This is a genomic window from Paracoccus luteus, assembly GCF_004522155.1.
GTDB classification, from domain to species: Bacteria; Pseudomonadota; Alphaproteobacteria; order Rhodobacterales; family Rhodobacteraceae; genus Paracoccus; species Paracoccus luteus.
Genome location: NZ_SDEA01000004.1, coordinates 144928 through 169721, shown reverse-complemented (window position 1 = coordinate 169721; position 24794 = coordinate 144928). Strand labels below are relative to the sequence as shown.

The 24794-nt window shown below is 69.0% G+C and carries 24 protein-coding genes and 1 other RNA gene; 18 read left to right on the top strand and 7 right to left on the bottom strand.

Annotated features, from left to right (window positions below; translation table 11 throughout):
* Nucleotides 1-60: 60 nt before the first annotated feature.
* Entirely contained in the window at nucleotides 61-1188 is a 1128-nt protein-coding gene (locus EPA64_RS07455; RefSeq protein WP_134725646.1) for an ABC transporter substrate-binding protein, read from the bottom strand.
* Nucleotides 1189-1215: 27 nt separating this feature from the next.
* Nucleotides 1216-2322 carry a MurR/RpiR family transcriptional regulator gene (locus tag EPA64_RS07450; protein WP_246026661.1) on the bottom strand — a complete coding sequence of 369 codons (1107 nt, stop codon included), beginning with the start codon at nucleotides 2320-2322 and terminating at the stop codon, nucleotides 1216-1218.
* Between EPA64_RS07450 and dusA the strand changes: the two genes are divergently transcribed.
* On the top strand, nucleotides 2321-3250 hold the full coding sequence (gene dusA, locus EPA64_RS07445; RefSeq protein WP_246026660.1) for a tRNA dihydrouridine(20/20a) synthase DusA: 930 nt from the start codon (nucleotides 2321-2323) through the stop codon (nucleotides 3248-3250). The two genes, EPA64_RS07450 and dusA, sit on opposite strands and share 2 nt — an antisense overlap.
* 267 nt (nucleotides 3251-3517) lie before the next feature.
* The gene (locus EPA64_RS07440) at nucleotides 3518-4324 is read left to right on the top strand and encodes a sulfite exporter TauE/SafE family protein (protein WP_134725644.1); all 807 of its coding nucleotides are present in this window, start codon (nucleotides 3518-3520) and stop codon (nucleotides 4322-4324) included.
* On the opposite strand, the gene mazG is transcribed toward EPA64_RS07440, so the two are convergent.
* Nucleotides 4321-5118, bottom strand: a complete 798-nt coding sequence (gene mazG, locus EPA64_RS07435; protein ID WP_134725643.1) for a nucleoside triphosphate pyrophosphohydrolase — start codon at nucleotides 5116-5118, stop codon at nucleotides 4321-4323. The two genes, EPA64_RS07440 and mazG, sit on opposite strands and share 4 nt — an antisense overlap.
* Nucleotides 5119-5182: 64 nt before the next feature.
* Between mazG and EPA64_RS07430 the strand changes: the two genes are divergently transcribed.
* From EPA64_RS07430 to EPA64_RS07385, 10 genes are all read left to right on the top strand, one after another.
* Nucleotides 5183-6346, top strand: a complete 1164-nt coding sequence (locus EPA64_RS07430; protein ID WP_134725642.1) for a M20 aminoacylase family protein — start codon at nucleotides 5183-5185, stop codon at nucleotides 6344-6346.
* 214 nt (nucleotides 6347-6560) lie between these two features.
* Complete coding sequence (gene yajC / locus EPA64_RS07425; RefSeq protein ID WP_134725641.1) at nucleotides 6561-6896, top strand: preprotein translocase subunit YajC; 336 nt, start codon at nucleotides 6561-6563, stop codon at nucleotides 6894-6896.
* 7 nt (nucleotides 6897-6903) lie between these two features.
* Entirely contained in the window at nucleotides 6904-8568 is a 1665-nt protein-coding gene (gene secD / locus EPA64_RS07420; RefSeq protein WP_134725640.1) for a protein translocase subunit SecD, read from the top strand.
* 10 nt (nucleotides 8569-8578) lie between these two features.
* The gene (gene secF / locus EPA64_RS07415) at nucleotides 8579-9571 is read left to right on the top strand and encodes a protein translocase subunit SecF (protein ID WP_134725639.1); all 993 of its coding nucleotides are present in this window, start codon (nucleotides 8579-8581) and stop codon (nucleotides 9569-9571) included.
* 1 nt (nucleotide 9572) lies between these two features.
* Nucleotides 9573-9926 (top strand): Mth938-like domain-containing protein, encoded by a 354-nt coding sequence (locus EPA64_RS07410; protein WP_134725638.1) that lies wholly within the window; start codon nucleotides 9573-9575, stop codon nucleotides 9924-9926.
* The gene (gene ccmA / locus EPA64_RS07405; RefSeq protein ID WP_134725637.1) at nucleotides 9923-10570 is read left to right on the top strand and encodes a heme ABC exporter ATP-binding protein CcmA; all 648 of its coding nucleotides are present in this window, start codon (nucleotides 9923-9925) and stop codon (nucleotides 10568-10570) included. The genes EPA64_RS07410 and ccmA overlap by 4 nt, the downstream gene beginning before the upstream one ends.
* A gap of 175 nt (nucleotides 10571-10745) precedes the next feature.
* Nucleotides 10746-11402 (top strand): heme exporter protein CcmB, encoded by a 657-nt coding sequence (ccmB, locus tag EPA64_RS07400; RefSeq protein ID WP_134725636.1) that lies wholly within the window; start codon nucleotides 10746-10748, stop codon nucleotides 11400-11402.
* Between the two features lie 42 nt (nucleotides 11403-11444).
* Nucleotides 11445-12170 (top strand): heme ABC transporter permease, encoded by a 726-nt coding sequence (locus EPA64_RS07395; protein ID WP_134725635.1) that lies wholly within the window; start codon nucleotides 11445-11447, stop codon nucleotides 12168-12170.
* Nucleotides 12167-12313: a heme exporter protein CcmD gene (gene ccmD / locus EPA64_RS07390; protein WP_134725634.1), complete on the top strand. Its 147-nt coding sequence runs from the start codon at nucleotides 12167-12169 to the stop codon at nucleotides 12311-12313. The genes EPA64_RS07395 and ccmD overlap by 4 nt, the downstream gene beginning before the upstream one ends.
* Complete coding sequence (locus EPA64_RS07385; RefSeq protein ID WP_134725633.1) at nucleotides 12306-12872, top strand: DsbE family thiol:disulfide interchange protein; 567 nt, start codon at nucleotides 12306-12308, stop codon at nucleotides 12870-12872. Before ccmD ends, EPA64_RS07385 begins: the two co-directional genes overlap by 8 nt.
* 68 nt (nucleotides 12873-12940) lie before the next feature.
* On the opposite strand, the gene EPA64_RS07380 is transcribed toward EPA64_RS07385, so the two are convergent.
* Nucleotides 12941-13729: a calcium-binding protein gene (locus tag EPA64_RS07380; protein ID WP_134725632.1), complete on the bottom strand. Its 789-nt coding sequence runs from the start codon at nucleotides 13727-13729 to the stop codon at nucleotides 12941-12943.
* 204 nt (nucleotides 13730-13933) lie between these two features.
* Nucleotides 13934-16717, bottom strand: coding sequence for an aconitate hydratase AcnA (gene acnA / locus EPA64_RS07375; protein WP_134725631.1), 2784 nt, complete (start codon nucleotides 16715-16717; stop codon nucleotides 13934-13936).
* Nucleotides 16718-16988: 271 nt separating this feature from the next.
* Between acnA and EPA64_RS07370 the strand changes: the two genes are divergently transcribed.
* The 6 genes from EPA64_RS07370 to EPA64_RS07345 all read left to right on the top strand — a co-directional run bounded on the left by EPA64_RS07370 (nucleotide 16989) and on the right by EPA64_RS07345 (nucleotide 22980).
* Nucleotides 16989-17957, top strand: a complete 969-nt coding sequence (locus EPA64_RS07370; RefSeq protein WP_134725630.1) for a DUF1223 domain-containing protein — start codon at nucleotides 16989-16991, stop codon at nucleotides 17955-17957.
* A 76-nt stretch (nucleotides 17958-18033) separates the two neighbouring features.
* Nucleotides 18034-20427, top strand: a complete 2394-nt coding sequence (locus EPA64_RS07365) for an ATP-dependent helicase (RefSeq protein WP_134725629.1) — start codon at nucleotides 18034-18036, stop codon at nucleotides 20425-20427.
* A 96-nt stretch (nucleotides 20428-20523) separates the two neighbouring features.
* Nucleotides 20524-20901: RNase P RNA component class A (gene rnpB, locus EPA64_RS07360), an RNA gene on the top strand.
* Between the two features lie 96 nt (nucleotides 20902-20997).
* Nucleotides 20998-21384 carry a PAS domain-containing protein gene (locus EPA64_RS07355; RefSeq protein WP_134725628.1) on the top strand — a complete coding sequence of 129 codons (387 nt, stop codon included), beginning with the start codon at nucleotides 20998-21000 and terminating at the stop codon, nucleotides 21382-21384.
* A 136-nt stretch (nucleotides 21385-21520) separates the two neighbouring features.
* Nucleotides 21521-21688, top strand: a complete 168-nt coding sequence (gene rpmG / locus EPA64_RS07350) for a 50S ribosomal protein L33 (protein WP_017999830.1) — start codon at nucleotides 21521-21523, stop codon at nucleotides 21686-21688.
* Nucleotides 21689-22068: 380 nt separating this feature from the next.
* Nucleotides 22069-22980, top strand: a complete 912-nt coding sequence (locus EPA64_RS07345) for an alpha/beta hydrolase (protein WP_167626616.1) — start codon at nucleotides 22069-22071, stop codon at nucleotides 22978-22980.
* Here the strand turns inward: EPA64_RS07345 and EPA64_RS07340 are convergent.
* Nucleotides 22938-23549 (bottom strand): inner membrane-spanning protein YciB, encoded by a 612-nt coding sequence (locus tag EPA64_RS07340; RefSeq protein ID WP_246026659.1) that lies wholly within the window; start codon nucleotides 23547-23549, stop codon nucleotides 22938-22940. The two genes, EPA64_RS07345 and EPA64_RS07340, sit on opposite strands and share 43 nt — an antisense overlap.
* A gap of 120 nt (nucleotides 23550-23669) precedes the next feature.
* Entirely contained in the window at nucleotides 23670-24653 is a 984-nt protein-coding gene (locus EPA64_RS07335; RefSeq protein ID WP_134725625.1) for a TerC family protein, read from the bottom strand.
* Nucleotides 24654-24794: the final 141 nt, after the last annotated feature.

Genomic DNA, 24794 nt, shown 5'->3' with positions numbered 1-24794 from the left:
ATGGCGAAAATCCCTGAGGGGGCTGGCGGCCGGCACGCCCCCGCGCGCCGGCCGGTTGCGTCACTGCAGCGTGATGATCAGGTCCGCGATCTTCTGGCGGGCCGCCGCCGTCCGTGCGGGGTCGATGGTCCAGGCCTTCATTTCGTCCAGGGGGACTGAATCCGGGTCGTCGGCGACGGTTTCGCGCGTGGCATAGTCGCCCGGCACGTTGAACGGCTCGAAGGCCGGGCCGCCGGTGGGCGAATCGTCGCCGAACATGAAGTCGATCAGCAGCCGTGCGGCCGCCGGATGCGGCGCGTCCTTGGCGATGGCAAGAACGGCGGGGAACAGGATGCCGTTCGCGGGTTCGACGTCGTTGGCGATCTGCAGCGCCCAGCCTTCCTCCTCGTTGTCGCGGCGGTCGGAATAGGTGCCGAAGCCGACCGGCGGGTTCCGGGCGGTCTTGTCGCCGATCGCCTTGTTCAGCACGTCGCTGTTGGGCAGCAGGATCAGGTCGTTGGCAAGCAGATCCTGGATGAACTGCTCGCCCGCGCCGTCCAGCCCGTCCTCGACTTCGATATCCTTTCCGAACTGCGCCTTGTAGGCCGCGGCCATCTCGTCGGGATGCAGGGCGATCTCGGTCAGCAGGTCCAGCAGTTCTCCGCGCTGCGTCGGGTCCACCATCATGACCCGGCCCTTCCATTCGGGCAGCGTCAACTGCCACAGGTTGGTGATGGGCGAGCCGTCGGGATAGGCGGCCTCGTTGTACATCAGCACCTTCGTCGAAAGGCGATGGGCGAGCATCGGCGCCTGGAAGGCTGCAGGGATTTCCCCCGCGACGCGCGGCGGCACATAGTTCTGGACCCGGCCCGCTTCCAGCAGGGCGGTAAAGGCGACCGGCGTGTCGGCCAGATAGACCACATCGACCTCGTGGACCCCGGCCTGCTGCTCGGCCTCGATCCGGGCGATCTGCTTGACCGAGCTCATGTCGGTGCCGACCAGGTCGATGCCCGGATAGGCTTCCTCGAAGGCCTTTTCGACGCGCGCGATGCGGCTGGACAGCGAGAAGACCACGACCTTGCCTTCCCTCTGGGCCAAGGGCAGCAATTCTTCGGGCGTCATGCCGTCGAGATCGGGCGTCTGCGCCATCGCCGCGCCTGCGCCGACCAGCGCGGTCAGGCATGTCGGAAGCAGAAGTCTGTGCAGCATCGTTTCCTCCCTTGATGCTTTTCGTTGTCAGTCAAAGCGTCCGAAAAGGTCGGACAGGCGGTCCAGCCGACCGATGATTTCCCCTTCGTGGCGGCCCGCGATGGTCAGCAGGATGCCGTTGACGATCGCAAAAGGGACCGTCGGCGTCTGGAACTCGGCCCCCGAGCGACCCCGCGGCGCGGCGAGCAGAAGGTCCGCCCTCGGCTCCATCGTAGGGCCTGCCAGATCCGAGATGAGGATGCTGCGCGCGCCCACCTCGCCCGCATGGCGGACAAGCGCGCCATAACTTGCCGGCTGCTTGCGAAACGCGAGCGCCAGCACAAGGTCGCCGTCCTGCATGGCGACCAGCCGTTCCGCGATGTCGCGTCCACGTCCCGACAGCGCGGTGGTGGTCATGCCGAAGCGGTCGAGCCTGCGCTGCAGGAAAGCCTGCAGCGATTGCGCGTGTCCTTGGGCGAAGATGAACACCCGGCGGGCCGCCACGATCATATCGGCGGCTTGGTCGATGTCCGACTGCGGCACGCAGCGCGTCAGATTTTCCAGCGCGGCCAGTTCGGCCGCAACGATGTCGGCGAGATAGGCGCCGCGTTCCACCTTGGCCACGGACCGGCGCATGCGTCCGGCGGCGTCCTGGCTGTCCATCATCTCGCGCTGCAACTGCGCGCGCATGTCGGGATAGCCCTTGTATCCCAGCTTCTGGGCTAGGCGCGTTGCAGCGGCTTCGTGGACGTTGGCCAGTTCGGCAAGTTGCGGGCCGGACAGAAAAGGCGCCTCGGCCCTGTTGTTCAGCAGGATGTCGACGACTTTCCGGTCGGTCCCGGTCAGCCGGCCGGAGCAGGTGCGCACACGTTCGATCAGCGACATGATTATGCAAGCCTCTTTGCAGATATTATCTGCTCGGCAAGAATGTTGTCTGTCAAGCAGGATCAGTGCGGGTGGTTGGATGATCTGAACTGAGGCGTTGACTCTTGGCGCCGCCCCCGACCGAGCAGCAGCCGTAGCAAATCCGCTCGCAAAACCGGGCAAGACCGGATAGGAAAATCGATCTCGCAAGCGGCAGGCTGTCCAGACCGATATGAACGACCGATTGAAATCCGGGATGTGGGGGGCGTCACGGCTTTCCGTCGCGCCCATGATGGACTGGACCGACCCGGCCTGCCGCCGGTTCCACCGCCTGCTGTCGCGGCGCGCGCTGCTTTACACCGAGATGGTCACGGCGCCCGCCGTCATCCACGGCGACCGGGCGCGGCTGCTGGCGCGGGGCGCGCCGGGGCCGGTGGCGCTGCAACTGGGCGGGTCCGACCCGGCCGAACTGCGCGAGGCCACCCGCATCGCCGGCGATTTCGGCTTTGACGAGATCAACCTGAACGTCGGCTGCCCCAGCGACCGGGTGCAATCCGGTTGCTTCGGCGCGGTGCTGATGAAGACGCCCGCGCTGGTCGCCGATTGCGTCGCCGCCATGATCGCGGCCAGCCCGGTCGAGGTCACGGTGAAATGCCGCATCGGCGTCGATGACCAGAACCCGGCCGAGGTGCTGCCCGCCTTTGTCGCCACCATGCGCGACGCGGGCGTGCGCCGCCTGTCGATCCACGCCCGCAAGGCCTGGCTGCAGGGCCTTTCCCCGCGCGAGAACCGCGAGATCCCGCCGCTGGACTATCCGCTGGTCCATTCCGTCAAGGCCGCGTTCCCGACGCTGCACCTGTCGATCAACGGCGGAATCGGCTCGCTTGCGGTCGCGCGGGATCAGCTGGCGGTGATGGACGGGGTCATGGTCGGGCGCGCCGCCTATCACCAGCCTTGGGACATCCTGGGCGGGGCCGACGCGCTGTGGGGCGACGATCCACCCTTTGCCGACCCGGCCGAGGCGGCCCGCGCGATGCGCGAGGAACTGGCCCGGCACCTGTCGGCCGGCGGGCGCATGCACCAGATCACCCGGCACATGCTGGGACTGTTCCACGGCCGCCCCGGCGCGCGCGGATGGAAACGCATCCTGTCGGAACGCGCCAGCGCCGGGACGCTGGACGATTACGACGCCGCGCTTGCGGCCGTGGGCGCGGCCTGAACGGCGGCCGCGGCCGCGTCGCGCTGTCCCACGATACCGACCCCGCGCTTGTTCCAACGGCGCGCCTGTTGCCCTGGGCGCGGAATGAACGGCGGCGGCCGCTTCGCGCTGTCTCACGACAACCCGTTTGCATCCTGCGAACCCGCCGCCCTTGTACCGGCGCGCGACAGGCGTTCATCCACCGGCCATCCCGCGCCGAAGGCGTCGCCGCGTTTGCTACCGCCCCGGCGCCGCGCTATGGCCGACCGACCGTTGCGGAGCCGCGCCATGACCGAATTGATCCCCCTGATCCTGACGCTCGCCGCCGTGGGCGCGTTCGCGGGCGTCCTGGCCGGGCTGCTGGGGGTCGGCGGCGGGATCGTGCTGGTGCCCGCCTTCGTGTCGCTGTTCGACGCGGCGGGCTATGGCTCGGACGAGTTGATGCGGATGTGCCTTGCGACCTCGCTGGCGACGATCATCGTCACCTCGGCGCGGTCGGTCATGGCGCACAACCGGCGCGGCGCGGTGGACTGGGGCGTCCTGCGCGGCTGGGCGCTGCCCATCGGCGTGGGCGCGGTGGCCGGCGTGGCGATGGTGGCGCAACTGCGCACCCCCACGCTGCAGGCGATCTTTGGCGTGCTGGTCATCCTGATCGCGCTGTGGATGGGGCTCGGGCGGTCGGACTGGCGGCTGGCGAACGCGATGCCCGTCGGCGCGCGGCGCGGCGTCTATGGCGCGGCGATCGGCTTCGTCTCGGTGCTGCTGGGGATCGGGGGCGGGTCGTTCGGCGTGCCGCTGATGACGCTGCACGGACGTCCCATCCATCAGGCCGTGGCGACGGCGGCGGGGATCGGGGCGCTGATCGCGGTGCCCTCGGTCGCGGTGTTCCTGTTCGTGCCGATGGCCAAGGCCCCGCCGTTCACGGTGGGATCGGTCAACCTGCCCGCGTTCCTTGTCGTCATCGCCATGACCACGCTGACCGCGCCGCTGGGGGCCACGCTCGCGCACCGGACCAACCCCCGGCTGCTGAAGCGGATCTTTGCGATCTTCCTTGCCGTGGTCGCGCTGAACATGCTGCGCAAGGCGCTGTTCTAGGCGCGCTCGGCCGCCTTGGCCGCGTCCCAAAGCGCGTCCATCTCGGCCAGGTCCGACTGGTCGGGGCGGCGACCCTGCGCGGCCAGCGCCGATTCGATGGCGCGGAAACGGCGGGTGAACTTGGCGTTGGCGGCGCGCAGCGCCTCCTCGGGGTCGATGTCGAGGTGGCGGGCAAGGTTCGCCACGACGAACAGCAGGTCGCCCATTTCCTCGGCCAGATGCGCCTTGTCGCCGCTGTCGCGGGCGGCGACCAGTTCGGCGGTTTCCTCGGCCAGCTTGTCCAGCACCTGATCGGTGGCGGGCCAGTCGAATCCCACACGCGCCGCCCGGTTCTGCAACTTGACGGCGCGGGTCAGCGCGGGCAGCCCCAGCGCCACGCCGTCCAGCGTGCCGCGTTCCGCCTTGGCCGCGCGTTCCTGCGCCTTGATCGCCTCCCAGTCGCGGACCTGCTGCTGGGCGGACTTGTCGCGCGATTCGTCGCCGAAGACATGGGGATGGCGCGCGACCAGCTTGTCGGAAATCGCGCGCGCGACGTCGGCAAAGCCGAACATCCCCGCCTCGGACGCCATCTGCGCGTGAAACACCACCTGCAGCAGCAGGTCGCCCAATTCGCCCGGCAGCTCGTCCCAGGCCTGCCGCGCGATGGCGTCGGCGACCTCGTGCGCCTCTTCGATGGTATAGGGGGCGATGGACGCGAAATCCTGCTCGACGTCCCAGGGGCAGCCAGTCGCGGGGTCGCGCAGCGCGGCCATGATGGCGATCAGCCGTTCGGTCTCATTGCGCGCGTCGGTCATGGACAATCTGGCCCCGTCGGTTGGATGATGGCACCCTGACCGAACCCGCGCGAGATTGTCCACCATGCCCGTCCTGAACCGCATCGCAGCCTATGCCGACGAGATGACCGCCTGGCGCCGCCACCTGCACCAGCACCCCGAGTTGCAGTTCGACCTGGGCCAGACCGCGGCCTTCGTCGCCGCCCGCCTGCGCGAGATCGGCGTGGACGAGCTGCACGAGGGGATCGCGCAGACCGGCATGGTGGCGATCATCAACGGCCGGGGCGATGGTCCCACCATCGGCCTGCGCGCCGACATGGACGCCCTGCCCATCGCCGAGGCGACGGGCGCGGCCCATGCGTCGCTGACGCCGGGCAAGATGCATGCCTGCGGCCATGACGGCCACACCACGATGCTGCTGGGGGCGGCGAAATATCTGGCCGAGACGCGCAACTTCGCCGGTCGCGTGGCGCTGATCTTCCAGCCCGCCGAGGAGGGGGGCGCGGGCGCCAAGGTCATGGTGGACGAGGGCATCATGGACCGTTTCGGCATCGCTCAGGTGTTCGCGCTGCACAACAGCCCCAACCAGCCGCTGGGCAACTTTCAGACGATCCCCGGCCCGATCATGGCCGCGGTGGACGCGTTCGACATCCACATCACCGGCAGGGGCGGCCACGCCGCCATGCCGCACGAGACGGCCGATCCCGTGGTCGCGGCCGTTGGCATCGTGCAGGCGCTGCAGACCATCGTCAGCCGCAACCACAAGGCCTTGGACGATCTGGTCGTGTCGGTCACGCAGATCCACACCGGATCGGCGCACAACATCGTGCCCGACACCGCCTATATCAACGGCACCGTGCGCACCTTCGACCCCGCGGTGCAGGCGATGGTCATGCGCCGGATGCAGGACATCGTGGCCGGGCAGGCCGCGTCCTTCGGCGTCGAGGCGCGGCTGGACTATCATGTCGGCGACCCGGCGACGGTGAACGACCCCGATGCGACCGCCCTGGCCGCCGCCGTCGCGGTTGAGGTCGCGGGCGCGGCCAACGTCGATGCCGCGGCGGGGCGCGAGATGGGGGCCGAGGATTTCAGCTATATGCTGCAGGTCCGGCCGGGCGCCTATCTGTTCCTGGGGCAGGGGCCGGGGGCCGGGCTGCACCACCCGGCCTATGATTTCAACGACGAGATCGCGCCCATCGGGGCCAGCTTCTTCGCCCGGCTGGTGGAACGCGCGCAGCCGCTGGGCTGACGGGCCGTCCACGAAACGGACCGGCGCATCGCGGCCGTCCCCCGGCGAGGGGGCGGCATGCCGGGCACCGTCGCTGCAACCCGCGCAAGCGTGACCGGAACCGCACAGGCAGGCCGCCGGGGTTTCTGGACATCGCGCCGCCCCGCGACTAGGTTGCGCGCCAATCCGCCGCGGGGCCACCGCGGACGACCGCAGGCCATGTGAAGGATCGCCCATGTTCGTTTCCCCCGCCTATGCTCAGGCCGCAGCCCCGGCCGCGGGCGGCGCAGCCGCATTCGCCCAGTTCATCCCGCTGCTGCTGGTGTTTGCGATCATGTATTTCCTGATCCTGCGCCCCCAGCAGCGCAAGTTCGCCAAGCATCGCGCGATGGTGTCGGGCCTGAAAAAGGGCGACCAGATCGTCACCCAGGGCGGCATCCTGGGCAAGGTCACCTCGGTGCGCGACGACGAGATCGAGGTCGAGATCGCCTCGGGCGTCCGCGTCCGCGTGGTGCGCGGGACCATCGCGTCGGTCGTGACGGCCGGCGCGCCCGTGGCCGCGAACGGCTGACCCCGCGATGCTGCACATCCCGTTCTGGAAGCGGCTGGTGATCCTGGGGCTGATCGCCCTGGGTCTTCTTTATGCGATGCCCAACCTGTTCTATTCGCGGGTCGAGACGCACAACGACGCCGTCATCGCCGCGGAACGGGCGGGATTCGAGACGCCTGAACAGGCGGCGGACCGGGCGCTGTGGCCCGACTGGCTGCCCTCGACGCTGGTCAACCTGGGGCTGGACCTGCGCGGCGGCGCCCATCTGCTGGGCGAGGTGCATGTCGCCGACGTCTATAAATCGCGCATGACCGCGCTGTGGCCGGAACTGCGCCAGGCACTGGCCGCGCAGCGCGACGTGGTGGGTGCCGTGCGCCGCGTCCCCGGCCCGGACGACGAGCTGCATGTCGAGATCGGCAACCCCGACCAGATGGCGCAGGCCGTCCAGATCGCGCGCACGCTGGCGACCCCGGTCGTGTCGCTCAGCGGAGCGGGGCAGTCGGATCTGGACATCACGGCCAGCGGCGGCACGCTGATCGTGCGGATGTCGGAGGCCGAAAAGGCCGCCACCGACGACCGCACCATCCAGCAGTCGCTGGAAATCGTGCGCCGCCGCGTGGACGAGGTCGGCACCCGCGAACCCACCATCCAGCGCCAGGGCAAGGACCGCATCCTGATCCAGGTGCCCGGCATCGGGTCCGCCGAAGAGCTGAAGAAGCTGATCGGCACCACCGCCAAGCTGACCTTCAACCCGGTGATCGGCCGGGGCACCGACCCGAACGCCAGCGCCGGGCTGGGCAATGTCGTGCTGCCCTCGGTGGACGAGACGGGCGTCTATTACACCCTGGCCGAGGCCCCCGTGGTTACCGGCGAGGATCTGACCGACGCGCGGCCCAGTTTCGACCAGAACGGCCAGCCGGCGGTGGATTTCCGGTTCAACCCGTCGGGCGCCAAGCGGTTCGGGGCCTATACCTCGGCCAACATCCACCAGCCCTTTGCCATCGTGCTGGACAACCAGGTCATCTCGGCCCCGGTGATCCGGCAGGCGATCACCACGGGGTCGGGGCAGATTTCGGGATCGATGGACGTCGATTCGTCGACCCAGCTGGCCGTGCTGCTGCGCGCGGGCGCCCTGCCGGCCGAGATGACGTTCCTTGAGGAACGGACCATTGGCCCGGAACTGGGGCAGGACAGCATCGACGCGGGCAAGATCGCGGCCACCGTCGCCACGATCGGCGTCGTCGCCTACATGATCGCCAGCTATGGGCTGTTCGGCGTCTTCGCGTCGGTCGCCGTCACCGCCAACGTCATCCTGATTTTGGCCGTGATGTCGGCAATGGGGGCCACGCTGACGCTGCCCGGCATCGCGGGGATCGTGCTGACCGTCGGCACCGCGGTGGACGCCAACGTCATCATCTATGAACGCATCCGGGACGAGCTGCGCGAGGGCAAGGCCGTCGTGCGCGCCATCGACGACGGCTTCAACGAGGCGCTGAGCGCGATCATCGACGCGAACGTCACGACCTTCATCGCGGCCTTGGTGATGTTCTTCCTGGGGTCCGGCCCGGTCAAGGGCTTTGCCGTGACGCTGACCATCGGCCTGATCACGTCGGTCTTTACCGCGATCTATCTGACGCGGCTGATGATCGTCTTCTGGCTGCAATGGCGCCGACCCAAGACGCTGGAACTGTAGGGGAACCGACATGGCATTCCGTCTGAAACTGGTTCCCGCGAACACCAAGATCAACTTTTTCCGCTGGCAGTGGCTCAGCTTCGGCATCTCGGGCTTGCTGATGGTCGCCTCGGTCATCGTGACGATGACGATGGGGCTGAACTTCGGCATCGACTTCCGGGGCGGGACGACGATCCGCACCGAAAGCCCGACCGCGTTCGAGGTTGCCGACTATCGCCAGTCTCTGTCGGGCCTGGACATCGGCGACGTGTCGATCACCGAGGTCTTCGATCCCAGCTTCGGCGCCGACCGGCACGTCGCCCAGATCCGCATCGGCGCCACCGACGAGACCGGATCGGTCAGCCCCGAAGAGCTGAACCGGATCGAGGCGGCGCTGAAGACGGTCGATCCGCAGATCACCTTTGCCGCCGTCGAATCGGTCGGTCCCAAGGTCTCGGGCGAGCTGATCATGACCGCCGTCTATGCGGTGGCCGCGGCGGCCCTTGGCATCCTGCTGTATATCTGGCTGCGCTTTGAATGGCAGTTCGCGGTCGGCGGCGTGTTCGCGCTGATCCACGACGTCCTGCTGACCGTCGGGATATTCTCGCTGTTCCAGATCAAGTTCGACCTGACCACCATCGCCGCGCTGCTGACGATCCTAGGCACGTCGATCAACGACACCGTCGTCGTGTTCGACCGTCTGCGCGAGAACCTGATGAAATACAAGACGATGCCGTTGATCGACGTCCTGAACCTGTCCACGAACGAGACGCTGTCGCGCACCGTGATGACGGCCGTGACCACGGCCATCGCGCTGACCGCGATGCTGGTTCTGGGCGGCGACGTGATCCGCGGGTTCGTGTTCGCGATGCTGTGGGGCGTGTTCGTCGGCTGTTATTCGACGATCTATGTCGCCAAGAACATCGTGCTGTGGCTGGGCGTCAAGCGCGACTGGTCCAAGCCCGTCAAGGACAAGGCCGAGCTGAGCGACACCCACGGCACGCCGTTCCAGGACGCGCCCTGACATGGCGCTGCGCCCGACCGAGTTCGACGGCGGGGTGCCCGTGGACGGCTATGGTCCGGGGTTCTTTCGCGTCGGCGGCAAGGTCTGGCGTGGCCCGGTCATCGCCACGCCGACGGGCGCGCGGGATTGGGGGGGCTTGGACGATGTCGCCGCCCTGACCGCACTGGCGGGCCGCGTGGACGTGCTGTTCCTGGGCCTGGGCGCGGAAATCGGCCGCCCCCCCGCGGCGCTGGTCGCCACGCTCGAGGCGGCGGGCATCGCCGTCGAGGCGATGGCCAGCCCGACGGCCGCGCGCAGCTATAACGTCACCCTGTCCGAGGGACGGCGCGTCGCCTGCGCGCTGATCCCGGTGTGACCCGCCTGTCGGTCCGCGATGTGGCCGTCGCGCGCGGCGGCCGGCGGGTGGCCGAGGGCATCGGCTTTGATTTGGACGCGGGGCAGGCGCTGATCCTGCGCGGCCCGAACGGCATCGGCAAGACGACGCTGCTGCGCACGGTCGCGGGGCTGCAGCCGCCCTTGCAGGGGACGGTGACCGCCGATCCCGACTCCATCGCCTATGCGGGCCACGCCGACGGGCTGAAATCGGCGCTGACCGTGGCCGAGAATCTGGCGTTCTGGTCGCAGGTCTTCGGCGGGCCGGGGCCGCAGGCGGCGCTGGCGGCGCTGAACCTGGAACGGCTGGCCGAACGCCCCGCCGCGATGCTGTCGGCGGGGCAGAAACGCCGCCTTGGGCTGGCGCGGCTGCTGGTCACGGGACGCCCCGTGTGGGTGCTGGACGAACCCACCGTCTCGCTGGACGCCGCATCCGTGGCGCTGTTCGCCGCCGCGATCCGCGCCCATCTGGCGGGCGGCGGGTCGGCGCTGATGGCGACCCACATCGACTTGGCCCTGCCCGAGGCGCGGGTGCTGGACCTGTCGCCGCACCGCGCCGGCGACCGCCCGCGGGGCAGCCCCGCGCCCCGCCGCGCCCCCGCCGGCTTTGACGAGGCGTTCGCATGACCGCCCCCCGGCCTGTGCCCGCCCCCGCCGCCGGCCGTGCCCGGCCCGCGCCCGTCCCTGCCGCCGAACGTGCCCGGCGCGACGCCGCCCCTGCCGCCGGTCGCGTCCGGCGCGACCCCGTCGGGCCAGTTCGGGGCGACGCCGCCGGCCGCCTGTGCCCGTCCGGGGTGCCGCAATGATCGCGCTGCTGGTCCGCGACCTCAGGCTGGCGACGCGGGCGGGCGGCGGCTTTGGCCTTGGCCTCGCGTTCTTCCTGATCGTCTGCACGCTGGTCCCCTTTGGCGTCGGCCCCGAGGGCGGGACGCTGGCGCGCATCGCCCCCGGCATCCTGTGGGTCGGCGCGCTGCTCGCCTGTCTGCTGTCGCTGGACCGCATCTTTGCCCTCGACTGGGAGGATGGCAGCCTTGATTTGCTGGCCACCGCCCCCCTGCCGCTGGAGGGGGCGGTCGCTATCAAGGCCGCCGCGCACTGGGTCACGACCGGCCTGCCGCTGGTGCTGGCCGCGCCCGTGTTCGGCGTCCTGCTGCACCTGCCCGGCGCGGCGCAGCCGTGGCTGCTGGCGTCGCTGGCGATCGGCACGCCCGCGCTGTCGATGCTGGGCGCGTTCGGCGCGGCGATCACCGTCGGGCTGCGCCGCGGCGGCCTGCTGCTGTCGCTGCTGGTCCTGCCGCTGTATGTGCCGACGCTGATCTTTGGCGCCGAGGCGGTGCGACGCGGGGCCGCAGGCGGCGACGGGACCACGCCGCTGGTCTTTCTGGCCGGGATAACGCTGGCTGTGCTGGCCGCGATGCCCTTTGCGGCTGCCGCCGCGCTGCGGGTCAACCTGCGGTGAGGGGGCTTTCCGCGGCCCGCCGCTGCGGCTAAGGAAAACGCCATGTCGATCTGGGAATACGCCAACCCCGTCAAGTTCATGCGGACCTCGGCCGCGATCCTGCCGTGGGTTGCCGGCGGCGCCGCCGTGTCGCTGGCGGTGGGGCTGGTCTGGGGTTTCCTGACGCCGCTCGACTACAAGCAGGGGTCGACGGTCAAGATCATGTTCCTGCATGTGCCCGCCGCGATGATGGCGATCAACATCTGGGTGATGATGCTGGCCGCCTCGCTGGTCTGGCTGATCCGGCGGCACCATGTCAGCGCGCTGGCCGCCAAGGCTGCGGCCCCGGTGGGCGCGGTGATGACTGTGATCGCGCTGCTGACGGGGGCGATCTGGGGCCAGCCGATGTGGGGGACATGGTGGGAATGGGATCCGCGGCTGACCGCGTTCCTGATCCTGTTCCTGTTCTACCTGGGCTATATCGCGCTGTGGTCGGCGGTGGACAACCCCGACAGCGCCGCCGACCTGACGGGCGTGCTGTGTCTGGTCGGATCGGTCTTTGCGTTCCTGTCGCGCTATGCCGTCGAGTTCTGGAACCAGGGGCTGCATCAGGGCGCGACGGTCAGCGTGCGGCCGGGCGATCGCATCAGCTCGGCCTACAGCTATCCGCTGTATCTGTGCATGCTGGGGTTCTTTCTGCTGTTCGTGACGCTGCTCTTGATCCGCACGCGCACGGAAATCCGACGCCGCCGCACCGCGGCGCTGCTGGCGCGCGAGGTTCAGGGATGATCGAACTGGGAAAATACGCAGGCCCGGTGCTGGCCGCATGGGCCGTGTCGCTGGCGCTGCTGGCGCTGATGGTCGCGCAGACGCTGCTGGCCGACGCCCGCGCCCGCCGCGCGCTGGAGCAGGTGGAGCGTAACCGTGGCTAGGATCTCCCCGCTTGTCGCGCTGCCGCCGCTGGCATTCGCCGCGCTGGCGGGCATGTTCCTGTGGGGGATGAACCGCGACGATCCGACGGCGATCCCGTCCACCCTGATCGGCCGGCAGGCGCCCGCCTTGCCCACGACGACCCTGCCCGGGACCGTGCAGCTGACGGACGCCGACCTGCGGGCCGGCAAGGTGACGCTGGTCAATTTCTGGGCCAGCTGGTGCCCGCCCTGCCGGGCCGAGCATCCGACGCTGACCGCGCTTGCGGCCGAGGGCATCCCCGTGATGGGGGTCGATCTGAAAGACCCGGAACCGCAGGCGCTTCGCTTTCTGGCCGATCACGGCAACCCCTATGCCGCCATCGCCACCGACCCGCAGGGCCGGGGCGCCATCGACTGGGGCGTCACCGCGCCGCCCGAAACCTTCATCGTGGACGGGCAGGGAACGGTGCTGTTCCGCTATGTCGGCCCGCTGGTCGGGGACGATTACCGCCAGCGGTTCCGCCCCGAACTGGACAAGGCGCTGGCCGCCGCAGGGCAGGCGACGGCAGCCGCGGACTGAACCGGGCAAACTGGGACGAGAACGGCGGCCACCAAGGGCCGCCGCTTGTCGTTCAGGACCGCGCCAGCTTACCAGATGAAGTCGCTCGCATCCATCTGCGCGATCTGCGTATCCTCGATGCGGAGCGTGTTGCCGTGATAGACGAACACGACGTCGTCGCCCTGCTGGATCAGCTGCGTCCGCACGGCCCCCCAGCTGGACAGGTTGAACTGCTGCACGTCGATGCGGTCGTCGCCATTGTCGAAGTCGCGGATCACGTCGCGCCCCTGGGTGAAGATGAAGCGGTCAGCGCCCTCGCCCCCGGTCATGATGTCGTGACCCAGCCCGCCTGCCAGCACGTCGTTGCCTTCGTTGCCGATCAGCGTGTCGTTGCCCAGGTTGCCGAATAGCGAATCGTCGCCCTCGCCACCGATGGCCAGGTCCGCGCCGCCGCCCAGGACGACATAGTCGTTGCCCTCGCCGGCGGCCACGCCATCGTCCTCGCTGCCCGCGTCGATGCGGTCGTTGCCTTCGTCGGCATAGATCTGGTCCGCGCCGGTGCCGCCGACGATGGTGTCGTTGCCCTCGTCGGCCCAGATGCGGTCCGCGCCGGTGCCGCCGTCGAAGAAGTCGTCGCCCTCGTCGTCGATCAGCAGGTCGTTGCCGTCGCCCGCATACAGGCGGTCGTTGTCCTCGCCGCCGCTCAGCGTGTCGTTGCCGTCGTGGCCCCAAAGGCGGTCGGCGTCATCGCCGCCGAACAGGGTGTCGTTTCCGCCGCGCCCGAACAGCGTGTCGTCGCCGTCCAGCCCGCGGATGAGGTCAGCAAAGTTCGTGCCGAGCAGCCGGTTGGCCGATCCGTTTCCAATGATGGTCGCCATGTCATTCTCCGCCGGTTTGCGTGATGCAGATATGCGGCAAGCAGCCGCAGAAATCCGCTGCGATGCAGCGGGTTACCAACCTGAACGGGGCCTTGCCGGCCCGCTAGCGATTGTCATTGCCCCTCTGCACGACCGTCTCATGACAACGCCCCCCGCGCAATCTGCGCGAGGGGCGTCGGGGGCGTGATGGTCGGTTTCCGCCGATCAGGACTTCGCGAGGTTCCGCAGGACGTAGTGCAGCACGCCGCCGTTCTTCAGATAGTCGATCTCGACCTCGGTATCGACGCGCGCCTTCAGCTGCACGGTCTTTTCGGTGCCGTCGGCAAAGCGGATGGTGGCGGGCACCATCGTCAGCGGGCGGAAGCCGTCGGCCAGGCCGGTGATCGAGATTTCCTCGTCGCCGGTCAGGCCCAGCGACTTGCGGTTGTCGCCGCCGGTGAACTCGAACGGGATGACGCCCATGCCGACCAGGTTCGACCGGTGGATGCGCTCGAACGATTCGGCGATCACCGCATTGACACCCAGCAGGTTGGTGCCCTTGGCCGCCCAGTCGCGGCTGGAGCCCGCGCCGTATTCCACGCCGCCGACGATGACCAGCGGGACGCCGCGATCCTTCCACGCCATCGCGGCGTCATAGATCGAGGTTTCCTGCCCGTCCGGCCCCTTGGTATAGCCGCCCTCGGTGCCGTGCAGCATCTCGTTCTTGATGCGGATGTTGGCAAAGGTGCCGCGCATCATGACCTCGTGGTTGCCGCGGCGCGAGCCATAGCTGTTGAAGTCGGCGGGCGCGACCTGGCGTTCGGTCAGATAGCGGCCGGCGGGCGTCGCGGGCTTGAACGAACCGGCCGGGCTGATGTGGTCGGTGGTGATCATGTCGCCCAGCATCGCCAGCACGCGCGCGCCGGTGATGTCGCTGATCGTGCCGGGTTCGCGGGCCATGCCCTGGAAATAGGGCGGGTTCTGGATATAGGTCGAGGCGGTCGGCCAGTCATAGGTCTCGCTGTCCGTCGTCTCGACCGCCTGCCAGCGTTCGTCGCCCTTGAACACGTCGGCGTATTTGGACTGGAACATCTCGCGCGTGACGATGCGGTCCACCAGGTCCGCCACCTCAAGCGAGGTGGGCCACAGGTCGCGCAGATAGACGGGCGTGCCGTCCTTGTCGGTGCCCAGCGGCTCGCGGGTGATGTCGATGTTCATGTCGCCCGCGATGGCATAGGCTACGACCAGCGGCGGGCTGGCCAGGTAGTTGGCGCGCACGTCGGGGCTGATCCGCCCTTCAAAATTGCGGTTGCCCGACAGCACCGACACAGCGACCAGATCGTTGTCGTTGATCGACTTGGAAATCTCGGGGGCCAGCGGGCCCGAGTTGCCGATGCAGGTCGTGCAGCCGAACCCGACCAGGTTGAACCCCAGCGCGTCCAGATCTTCCTGCAGGCCGGCGGCCTTGAGGTATTCCTCGACCACCTGCGACCCGGGCGCCAGCGAGGTCTTGACCCACGGCTTGCGGTTCAGGCCGCGTTCGCGCGCCTTGCGGGCGACAAGGCCCGCAGCCATCAGCACATACGGGTTCGAGGTGTTGGTGCAGGACGTGATCGAGGCGATCACGATCGAGCCGTCGCGCAGCTGATAGTCCTGCCCCTCGACCGCGCCACGCGCCAGCATGCCGTCGCGGTCGCCGCCGGGGATGTCCTGCGGCGCGGGCGAAGGTGCGCCGCCCTCGGCCGTCATCTTCGCCTTTTGCGCGGCGGGGGCGGTGGGGGCGGGGGGAAGGCTGCGGATATATGCCTTGAACGTCTCGGCCGCCGCATCCAGCGCGACGTGGTCCTGCGGCCGCTTGGGGCCGGAAATCGCGGGCACCACCTCGCCCAGGTCCAGTTCCAGCGTCGAGGTGTAGACCGGCGCATAGCTGTCGTCGCGCCACAGGCCGTTGGCCTTGGCATAGGCCTCGACCAGCGCGATGCGCGCCTCGTCGCGGCCGGTCTGGCGCAGATAGCGCAGGGTGACGCCATCGACCGGGAAGAACCCGCAGGTCGCGCCGTATTCGGGCGCCATGTTGGCGATGGTCGCGCGGTCGGCCAGCGGCATGTTGTCCAGGCCCGCGCCATAGAACTCGACGAACTTGCCGACGACCTTGTGGTCGCGCAGCATCTTGGTGACCTTCAGCACCAGGTCGGTCGCGGTCACGCCCTCGCGCAGCGCGCCGGTGATCTTGAAGCCCACCACCTCGGGGATCAGCATGGAGATCGGCTGGCCCAGCATCGCGGCCTCGGCCTCGATCCCTCCCACGCCCCAGCCCAGCACGGCCAGGCCGTTGACCATCGTCGTGTGGCTGTCGGTGCCGACCAGCGTGTCGGGATAGGCGACGGTCGCGCCCTGCTGGTCGGTGTCGGTCCAGACGGTCTGCGCCAGATATTCCAGGTTCACCTGATGGCAGATGCCGGTGCCCGGCGGCACCACGCGGAAGTTGTTGAACGCGCCCTGTCCCCATTTCAGGAACTGATAGCGTTCCATGTTGCGGGCGTACTCCAGATCGACGTTGCGCTGGAAGGCGCGGGGGGTGCCGAACTCGTCCACCATGACCGAGTGGTCGATGACCAGATCGACCGGGTTCAGCGGGTTGATCTTTTGCGCGTCGCCACCCAGCGCCACGATGCCGTCGCGCATCGCGGCAAGGTCGACGACCGCCGGAACGCCGGTGAAATCCTGCATCAGCACGCGGGCGGGGCGATAGGCGATCTCGCGGTCGGACTTGCCGCCGTTCTCGGCCCACGCGGCAAAGGCCCGGATGTCGTCGGTCGAGACGGTGAAGCCGCCGTCCTCGAACCGCAGCATGTTTTCCAGCACAACCTTCAGCGCGGCCGGCAGGCGCGAGAAATCGCCCAGACCCGCTTCGCTTGCGGCGGGGATCGAGTAATAGGCGACGGTCTGCCCGTCGACGGTCAGGTCGCGGCGGGTCTTGGCGGTGTCGGTTCCGGTGACGATCGGCATGGCGGTGCTTCCTCAAGTGGGTGGCAACAGGGCTGACGACGCGCCCCGCTTGCCCGGTTTTCCGCCCCCGCACAAGGCGGAAGGGCGGTCCGGGACGGGGCACGGCGTCTTTGTATGCCATAGTATACCGTGCGCCCGGCGTGTGCAAGCGGTCCCGGCAGCCCTGCGCGGCTTGGGCGCACCCCGCTGCGGCGGGGTCATGCCGCATCGCGGCGCGCTAACGCATCGTTGATTTGGTCCCGCTGCCCCCCGTGGCCTAAATGCCGGGGTGATGATGATCCCCGTCCTGCCCCCTTTCCGCCGCGTCCTGCACAAGATCTCTGCCCGTCCGGCCGTGTCCGGCGGTGCGCTGGCGCTGCTGCTGCTAGGGGCCGCAACGGTGTCGGCGCCCGTGGGCGCACAGCCGGTTGCGCAGGCAGAGGCCACGCCGGGCATCGCCGTCATCCAGGCGCCCGAGGGGGAATCGACGCTGGACGCGGGCGGCTATATGGCGCTGACCCCGCAGGGCGCGCCGCCGGACCCGCTGGCGCTCGCGGCGCCGCCCCCGCCCGCCGCACGCGGCCCGGCCGGCATGCCCCCGGTCGTCGTCGAGCTGTTCACCGCGCAGGGCTGTTCGTCCTGCCCGCCCGCCGACGCGCTGGTCGCGGCGCTGGCCGGGCGGGCCGACGTGCTGCCGCTGGCGTGGCATGTCGATTACTGGGATTATCTGGGCTGGGCCGACGATTTCGCCCGGCCAGAGCATACCGCCCGTCAGGAGGCCTATGCCGACGTGGCGGGCGAACGGGGGGTCTATACGCCGCAGATCATCGTGGACGGGCAGGACACGCTGATCACGGTCCAGCGCGGCAGCCTTGTGGCGCTGATCGACGAACACGCCGCCCGGCCCGCCGCCGTCAGCGTGACCGCCCGCGGACAGGACGGCCGTTTCGTCATTGACCTGATGCCCCGCGCAGCCATCCCCGGCGGGGTCGACATCACGCTGATTCGCTATGCCGACCGGCGATCCGTGACGATCCGCGCGGGCGAGAACCGGGGCCGCACCGTGGAATACGCCAACATCGTCCTGGGTGCCGAGACGCTGAACCGCTGGGACGCCCGCACGCCGCTGCGCCTGACCGTGACCCCCGGCAGCCAGCCCGACGGCCGGTTCCCTGACGACACGCGCCACGCCATCCTGGCGCAGCAGACCCTGCCCGGCGGGCTGCCCGGCCCGATCCTGGCCGCCATCCGGCTGGACTGACCGGCACCGCGGCAAAAGTGAACGAACGGGGAACGCAATCGTTGCGGTTCCGCCAATCCGCGCTATGTTGCGGGGCATGAGCCAGTTCGACGACAGCGACGCATTCCAGGCGGCGGCCGCCGCGCCCGTCCGCATTCCGCTGTCCCAGCGGGCAATGGGGACGCGGCCCACGCCCTATCTGGACGGGCTGAACCCCGCCCAGCGGCAGGCGGTCGAGGCGCTGGACGGCCCCGTCCTGCTGCTGGCGGGGGCGGGCACGGGCAAGACCCGCGCGCTGACCGCCCGCATCGCCCATCTGCTGACGCTGGGACGCGCCACGCCCGGCCGCATCCTCGCCGTGACTTTCACCAACAAGGCCGCGCGCGAGATGCGCGAGCGCGTCGCCCGCCTGATGGGCGAGACGGTCGAGGGGATGCCGTGGCTGGGCACGTTCCATTCGATCAGCGTCAAGATCCTGCGCCGCCACGCGGAACTGGTGGGCGACGCGGATACGCACCTCAAGCCCAGCTTCACGATCCTGGACACCGACGACCAGATCCGGCTGCTGAAGCAACTGATCGCCGCCGACAATATCGACGAAAAGCGCTGGCCCGCGCGGATGCTGGCCGGGCTGATCGACGACTGGAAGAACCGCGCCCTGACCCCGCCCCGGGTGCCCGCGGCCGAGGGGCAGGCCTATGACGGCCACGGCGCGCGGCTTTACGCGGCCTATCAGCGCCGCCTGCTGGAACTGAACGCCGTCGATTTCGGCGACCTGCTGCTGCATTGCGTCACCATCTTTCAGGCGCACCCCGATGTGCTGGCGCAGTGGCAGGACCGGTTCCGGCATATCCTTGTGGACGAATACCAGGACACCAACGTCGCGCAGTATCTGTGGCTGCGGCTGCTGGCGCAGGGCCATCGCAACATCTGCTGCGTGGGCGACGACGACCAGTCGATCTATGGCTGGCGGGGCGCCGAGGTCGGCAACATCCTGCGGTTCGAGGCGGACTTCCCCGGCGCGCAGGTGATCCGGCTGGAACAGAACTATCGCTCGACCCCGCAGATCCTCGCCGCCGCGTCCGGGCTGATCGCGGCCAACACGGGCCGGCTGGGAAAGACGCTGTGGACGGACGCCGAGGGCGGCGAAAAGGTCCGCCTGATCGGGCACTGGGACAGCGAGGCCGAGGCCCGCTGGATCGGCGAAGAGATCGAGGCATTCCACGGCGGCCACCGCCACGCCGTCGGCAGGCGCGACCTGAACGACATCGCCATCCTCGTGCGCGCGTCCCACCAGATGCGCGCGTTCGAGGACCGGTTCATGACCATCGGCCTGCCGTATCGCGTGATCGGCGGCCCGCGGTTCTATGAACGTCAGGAAATCCGCGATGCGATGGCCTATTTCCGGCTTGCCGTCAGCCCGGCCGACGATCTGGCCTTCGAACGCATCGTCAACGTCCCCAAGCGCGGCCTTGGCGACAAGGCCGTCCAGACCATCCAGCGCGAGGCGCGGTCCCGCGGTCTGTCGCTGATCGAGGGCGCGGCGGCGGCCGTCGCGAACGGCGCGCTGACCGGCAAGGGTGCGGGCGCGCTGCGCCTGTTCGTCGAGGGCATGGGCCGCTGGCACGCCGATGCGCTGGATTCGGCCGTCAGCCACGTCGAACTGGCGGAACGCATCCTGGACGAATCGGGCTATACGGCGATGTGGCAGGCCGACAAGTCGCCCGACGCGCCGGGGCGGCTGGACAACCTCAAGGAACTGGTCAAGGCGCTGGAGTCCTTCGACAATCTGCAGGGGTTCCTGGAACACGTCGCGCTGGTCATGGACGCATCCGAAGGCGAGCGTGCCGACGAGGTCAGCATCATGACCCTGCACGCCGCCAAGGGGCTGGAGTATCCCGTGGTCTTCCTGCCCGGGTGGGAGGACGGGTTGTTCCCGTCCCAGCGCAGCATGGACGAATCGGGCCTGAAGGGGCTGGAGGAGGAGCGGCGGCTGGCCTATGTCGGCCTGACCCGCGCCGAGGAGCTGGCGACCATCAGCTTTGCCGGCAACCGCCGGATGTATGGCCAGTGGCAATCCTCGCTGCCGTCGAGGTTCATCGACGAACTGCCTGAATCTGAAGTCGAAGTTCTGACGCCGCCCGGCCTTTACGGCGGCGGCTACGGCGCCGCGGCGCAGCCCTTCGTGCCCTCGGCGATGCACGAGAAGGCGGCGCGGGCCGACGTCTACAACTCGCCCGGATGGAAGCGGATGCAAGAGCGGGCGGGCGCCCGCGCCCAGCCGGTCCACCGCACCCCGGTCGTCATCGACGCGACCCCCGGCGCGCGCTTCAGCGTGGGCGACCGGGTGTTCCACCAGAAATTCGGCACCGGCAGCGTCATGGGCATCGCCGAGGATACGCTGACGGTCGAGTTCCCCGCCGGCTTCAAGACGATCAAGGCCGCCTATGTGCAGCCCGCGGGGCAGGCATCGGACGACGTGCCGTTCTGACGCCGCCGCGACCCGCGGCGGCGGTGCGTCGCAGGGGCAGGCGCGGGACGAACCCGGCTTGACCCGCCCCGCGCGCCCGCCTATCTGACCCGTCGCGCGGATGGCTGGATGACCGCGGGCGGCTTGCCGTCCGAGGAAAGTCCGGGCTCCATGCAGGCACGGTGCCGGGTAACGCCCGGCGGGGGCAACCCCAGGGAAAGCGCCACAGAGAACAGACCGCCCCCGCGTGCGGGGGCAAGGGTGAAACGGTGGGGTAAAAGCCCACCGCGGGACGGGCAACCGGACCGGCAAGGCAAGCCCCACCGGGAGCAATGCCGAATAGGGATCGCGCGCGGGGGCAACCCCGCAGGGCCGCCTGCGCCCCAGCAGATCCGGGTTGGCAGCTTGATCCCGCCGGCAACGGCGGGACCAGAGGAATGGTCATCCAGGGGGTCCGCCCCCGGACAGAACCCGGCTTACAGGCCGTCCGCGCATCCTTTGTCAAGCTGTTGAAAAAGATTACCCGGATCGGAATCCGTCTGTTAGGTTGGCCCCAGTTTAAGCATCCACAACATTCCGGGGGACGACGCCATGCTGCACGAATCGACCCACTTGGACACCGTTGCCGAACCGGCCACAGGGGGCGTGGACACCTCGCTGGCACTGGCCCTGATGCGCCAGCTGACTCAGCCCGTGATCCTGATGGACCCCGACGGCCGCGTAACCCAGATCAACGCCGCCGGCATGGCCTGCCTTGCCGCGGCCATCGCAGCGGTCCCGACGGGCCGATACTGGTGGGAACTGTGGCCCCACGCGGACCGCGAGGAATTGCACGCAGCCCTGGCGGACGCGTCCGAGGGCGAGACGATGCGGATCACCCTGAACTGCAAGCGGGCAATGTCGTCGATCGCGACCCTGACCCCGATCGAGGATGATGCCGGCCGCGTCGTCAAGATCCTGTGCGTCCTGCGGGCCTAATGGACGACGGAACCGCAGGTTCGGGCAAGAAAGCCGGTTGACTTCGGCCCGCGCCCGCGTAAAAGGCGGGCTTCACGAATTGACGGGGTGAAGTCGCAGCGGCCGGTGTCCGCGCGCCCCATGAGGAGCAGGACCAATGGCGAAACCGACGACGATCAAGATCCGTCTGAACTCGAGCGCCGGGACCGGGCATTTCTATGTCACCAAGAAGAACGCCCGCACGATGACCGAAAAGATGACGGTCAACAAATACGACCCGGTCGCCCGCAAGCACGTCGAATACAAGGAAGGCAAGATCAAGTAAGATCTGCCTTTTCTGCCGCCGTCGGGCGGCACCCATGCAACCGCACCCGGCGACGGGCGCGGTTGCTTGCGTTGGAAAGGCCTGCTTTCGAGGTTCGGGTTCGGGTTCGGGTTCGGACTCCAGATCACTGCGGCTTCTCCGCAACGCGCGGCAGCTGCCGCGTTGCGCACATTCTCCGAAGCCGCCCGACTCGCGTGGCTGCAGTCCTGGGGCCCGTCAAGCCGCCGATGGCCGTCAGGTGCCCACTGGCCTGTCGCCTCGTAGGATGCAGGTCGCAGGCGACTGCGCCCCCCGCTTTCACACAAAGCTCACGCCGCCGTCACGCCCGTGTCGCCACACTCGGCCACAGACGCCACAAGGGGCGGGATTGCGGGGGCGCGATGGCGCTGATGGCTGTGAATGGGGCGCAGGACGGGGACGCCGTGCTGGCGCGGGCCGCGACGCTGCGACCCGGGGCGCCGGTGGTGGTGATGATCCACGGCTATCGCTTTTCGCCGGATGGCGGGCCGGACCGCGATCCGCACCGCCACATCCTGTCGCTGACGCCCGATCCCGGTGCCCGGCGCGTGGTGTCCTGGCCCGCGGCGCTGGGGTTCACCGCCCACGGCCCCGAGGGGCTGGCCGTCGCCCTTGGGTGGCACGCGGACGGCAGCCTGCGCGCGGCCTATGCCCGCGCCTCGGCGGTGGGGGCTGATCTTGCGCAGTTGATCGACCGGCTGGCGGTGACGGCGCGGCGGCCCGTCGCGGTGATCGGCCATTCGCTGGGCGCGCGCGTGGCGCTGGCGGCGCTGCGCCGCGCGTCCCCCGGCGCGGTGGGGCGGCTGGTGCTGCTGAGCGCGGCAGAGTTGCGCGAACGCGCCGAAGCGGCCATCGCCAGCCCCGCGGGGATGCTGGCCGAGGTGATCAACGTCACCTCGCGCGAGAACGACATCTATGACCTGGGCTTTGAACTGATGCTGACCGGGGGCAGGGGCCGCGCGCTGGGGTTCGGCCTGTCGCGGCCGCAGCGGAACTGGGTCGATGTGCAGATCGACGATCCCGCGACCCGCGCCGGGCTGGCCGCGCTGGGGTTCAGCATCGACCACCGGCCCTGCCGGGCCTGCCACTGGTCGCCCTATCTGGCGCCGGGGGTGTTCGACCTGTATCGCGCGGCGCTGTCCGGGCCGGACCGCCTGCCGCTGCGGGTGCTGCGGGCCATGCTGCCCGACCGGCCGCTGCCACGCTGGTCGCGGCTGCTGCCGCAGCGGCTTCAGTCGCGGCCGGGGCCGGTCCCGCTGTCGCCTGCGGCATAGCGTGAAAACAGGCCCGCGTTCGCCACGAAGAACAGGACCATCAGCACCGGCAGCCCGAAGGTCTTGAAGCTGACCCAGACCCCGTCCGACTGGGTGCGCCAGACCGCCTCGTTCGCGGCGGCAAGAGCGATGAACAGCCCGGTCAGCCGCATCGTCAGCACGCGCCAGCCCTGCGCCTGCAAGGGCACCGCGTCGCCCAGCACCGACCCCAGCCAGTTGCGCCGCAGCATCAGGCTGATGCCCAGCAGGGCGGCAAACAGCAGATAGATCATCGTCGGCTTCATCTTGAAGAACCGCGGGTCGTTCAGCCACACGCTGAGTCCGCCGAAGACGACGACCAGAACCAGCGTCATCACCTGCATCGCCGACAGCCGGCGCGTCAGCGCCCACATCGCCAGCGTGGACGCCACCAACAACGGCACGAACACCAGCGTGGCAAAGACGATCCCCGACATCTGCCGTCCGGCGACGGCAACCGTCTGGTCGCGCAGCAGCATGAAGACGGCGAAGAACGCCAGCAGCGGGCCGTATTCCAGCGTGGATTTCAGCAGGGGGGAAACGGGACGCATCGCAAGCTCCGGGTCAGGCGTGGCGCGGGGGCGCGCGGGACGGCGCAGCATAGCGGCTGCGCCCCTTGGCGCAATGTTCAAGGGCGCGCGCGGACCATCGGCCGCTCGCGCCCCAAGGGATCAGGCGCGCGGCGCCGCGTCGCCCCTGTCGCGCGTCCTGATCAGCGACAGCGCGATGCCGCCCCCAAGGATCAGCGCGGTCACGCCCAGAGAGAATGCGGGCGGGATCTTGCCCAGGCCAAGCAGGTCGGCCGCGAACACCTTGCCGCCGATGAAGATCAGCAGGATCGCCAGCGCAGGTTTCAGATAGGCAAAGCGGTGCAGGACCGCCGCCAGCGCGAAATACAGCGCCCGCAGGCCGAGGATGGCGAAGATGTTGGACGTATAGACCAGGAACGGGTCGGTGGTGATGGCGAAGATGGCGGGAACGCTGTCCACCGCAAAGACCAGATCGGCGATCTCGATCACGATCAGCGACAGGAACAGCGGCGTCATGAACAGCCGCATCCTGCCAAAGCGGTCGGCCTGACGGACGAAGAACCGCTCGCCATGCAGGGTGGACGTCACGCGCGCCCGCCGCGTCAGCCACGCCAGCCAGCGGTTGTCGGCCAGATCGCCGTGACCGTCGCCCGACCGCAGCATCTTGATGCCGGTCAGGATCAGGAACGCCGCGAACACGTACAGCACCCACGCATATTGCTGCACCAGCGCCGCGCCCAGCCCGATCATGATCGCGCGCAGGACGATGACGCCCAGGATGCCCCAGAACAGGACGCGGTGCTGATAGGCGCGGGGAATGGCGAAATAGCCGAAGATCATGGCGATGACGAAAACGTTATCCATCGCCAGCGATTTTTCGACGACGAAGCCGGTCAGATATTCGGCCGCCGCCTGCGACCCCATCTGCCACCACACAAAGCCGCCGAAGGCGACGCCCACCGCGATATAGAACGCCGAGGTCAGCAGGCTTTGCCGCACCCCGATCTCGTGCGCGCCCTTGTTCAGGACGCCCAGGTCCAGCGCCAGCAGCGCCAGCACAAGGGTGACGAACCCGGTCCACATCCAGACCGGTTGTCCAAGAAAAAGCTGTGTCAGGAAATCCATGCCTGTCCCCACTGGTTGGCGTATGTCAACCGACATCACGATCCTGTCGGATCGCCAGAGGGGCCCGGTTTTTTCCTAGATGGAACGTCCGCGCGCATGTTCAAGGGGGTAACGCGCGCGCCGATGCATGCGGGCGTTGCG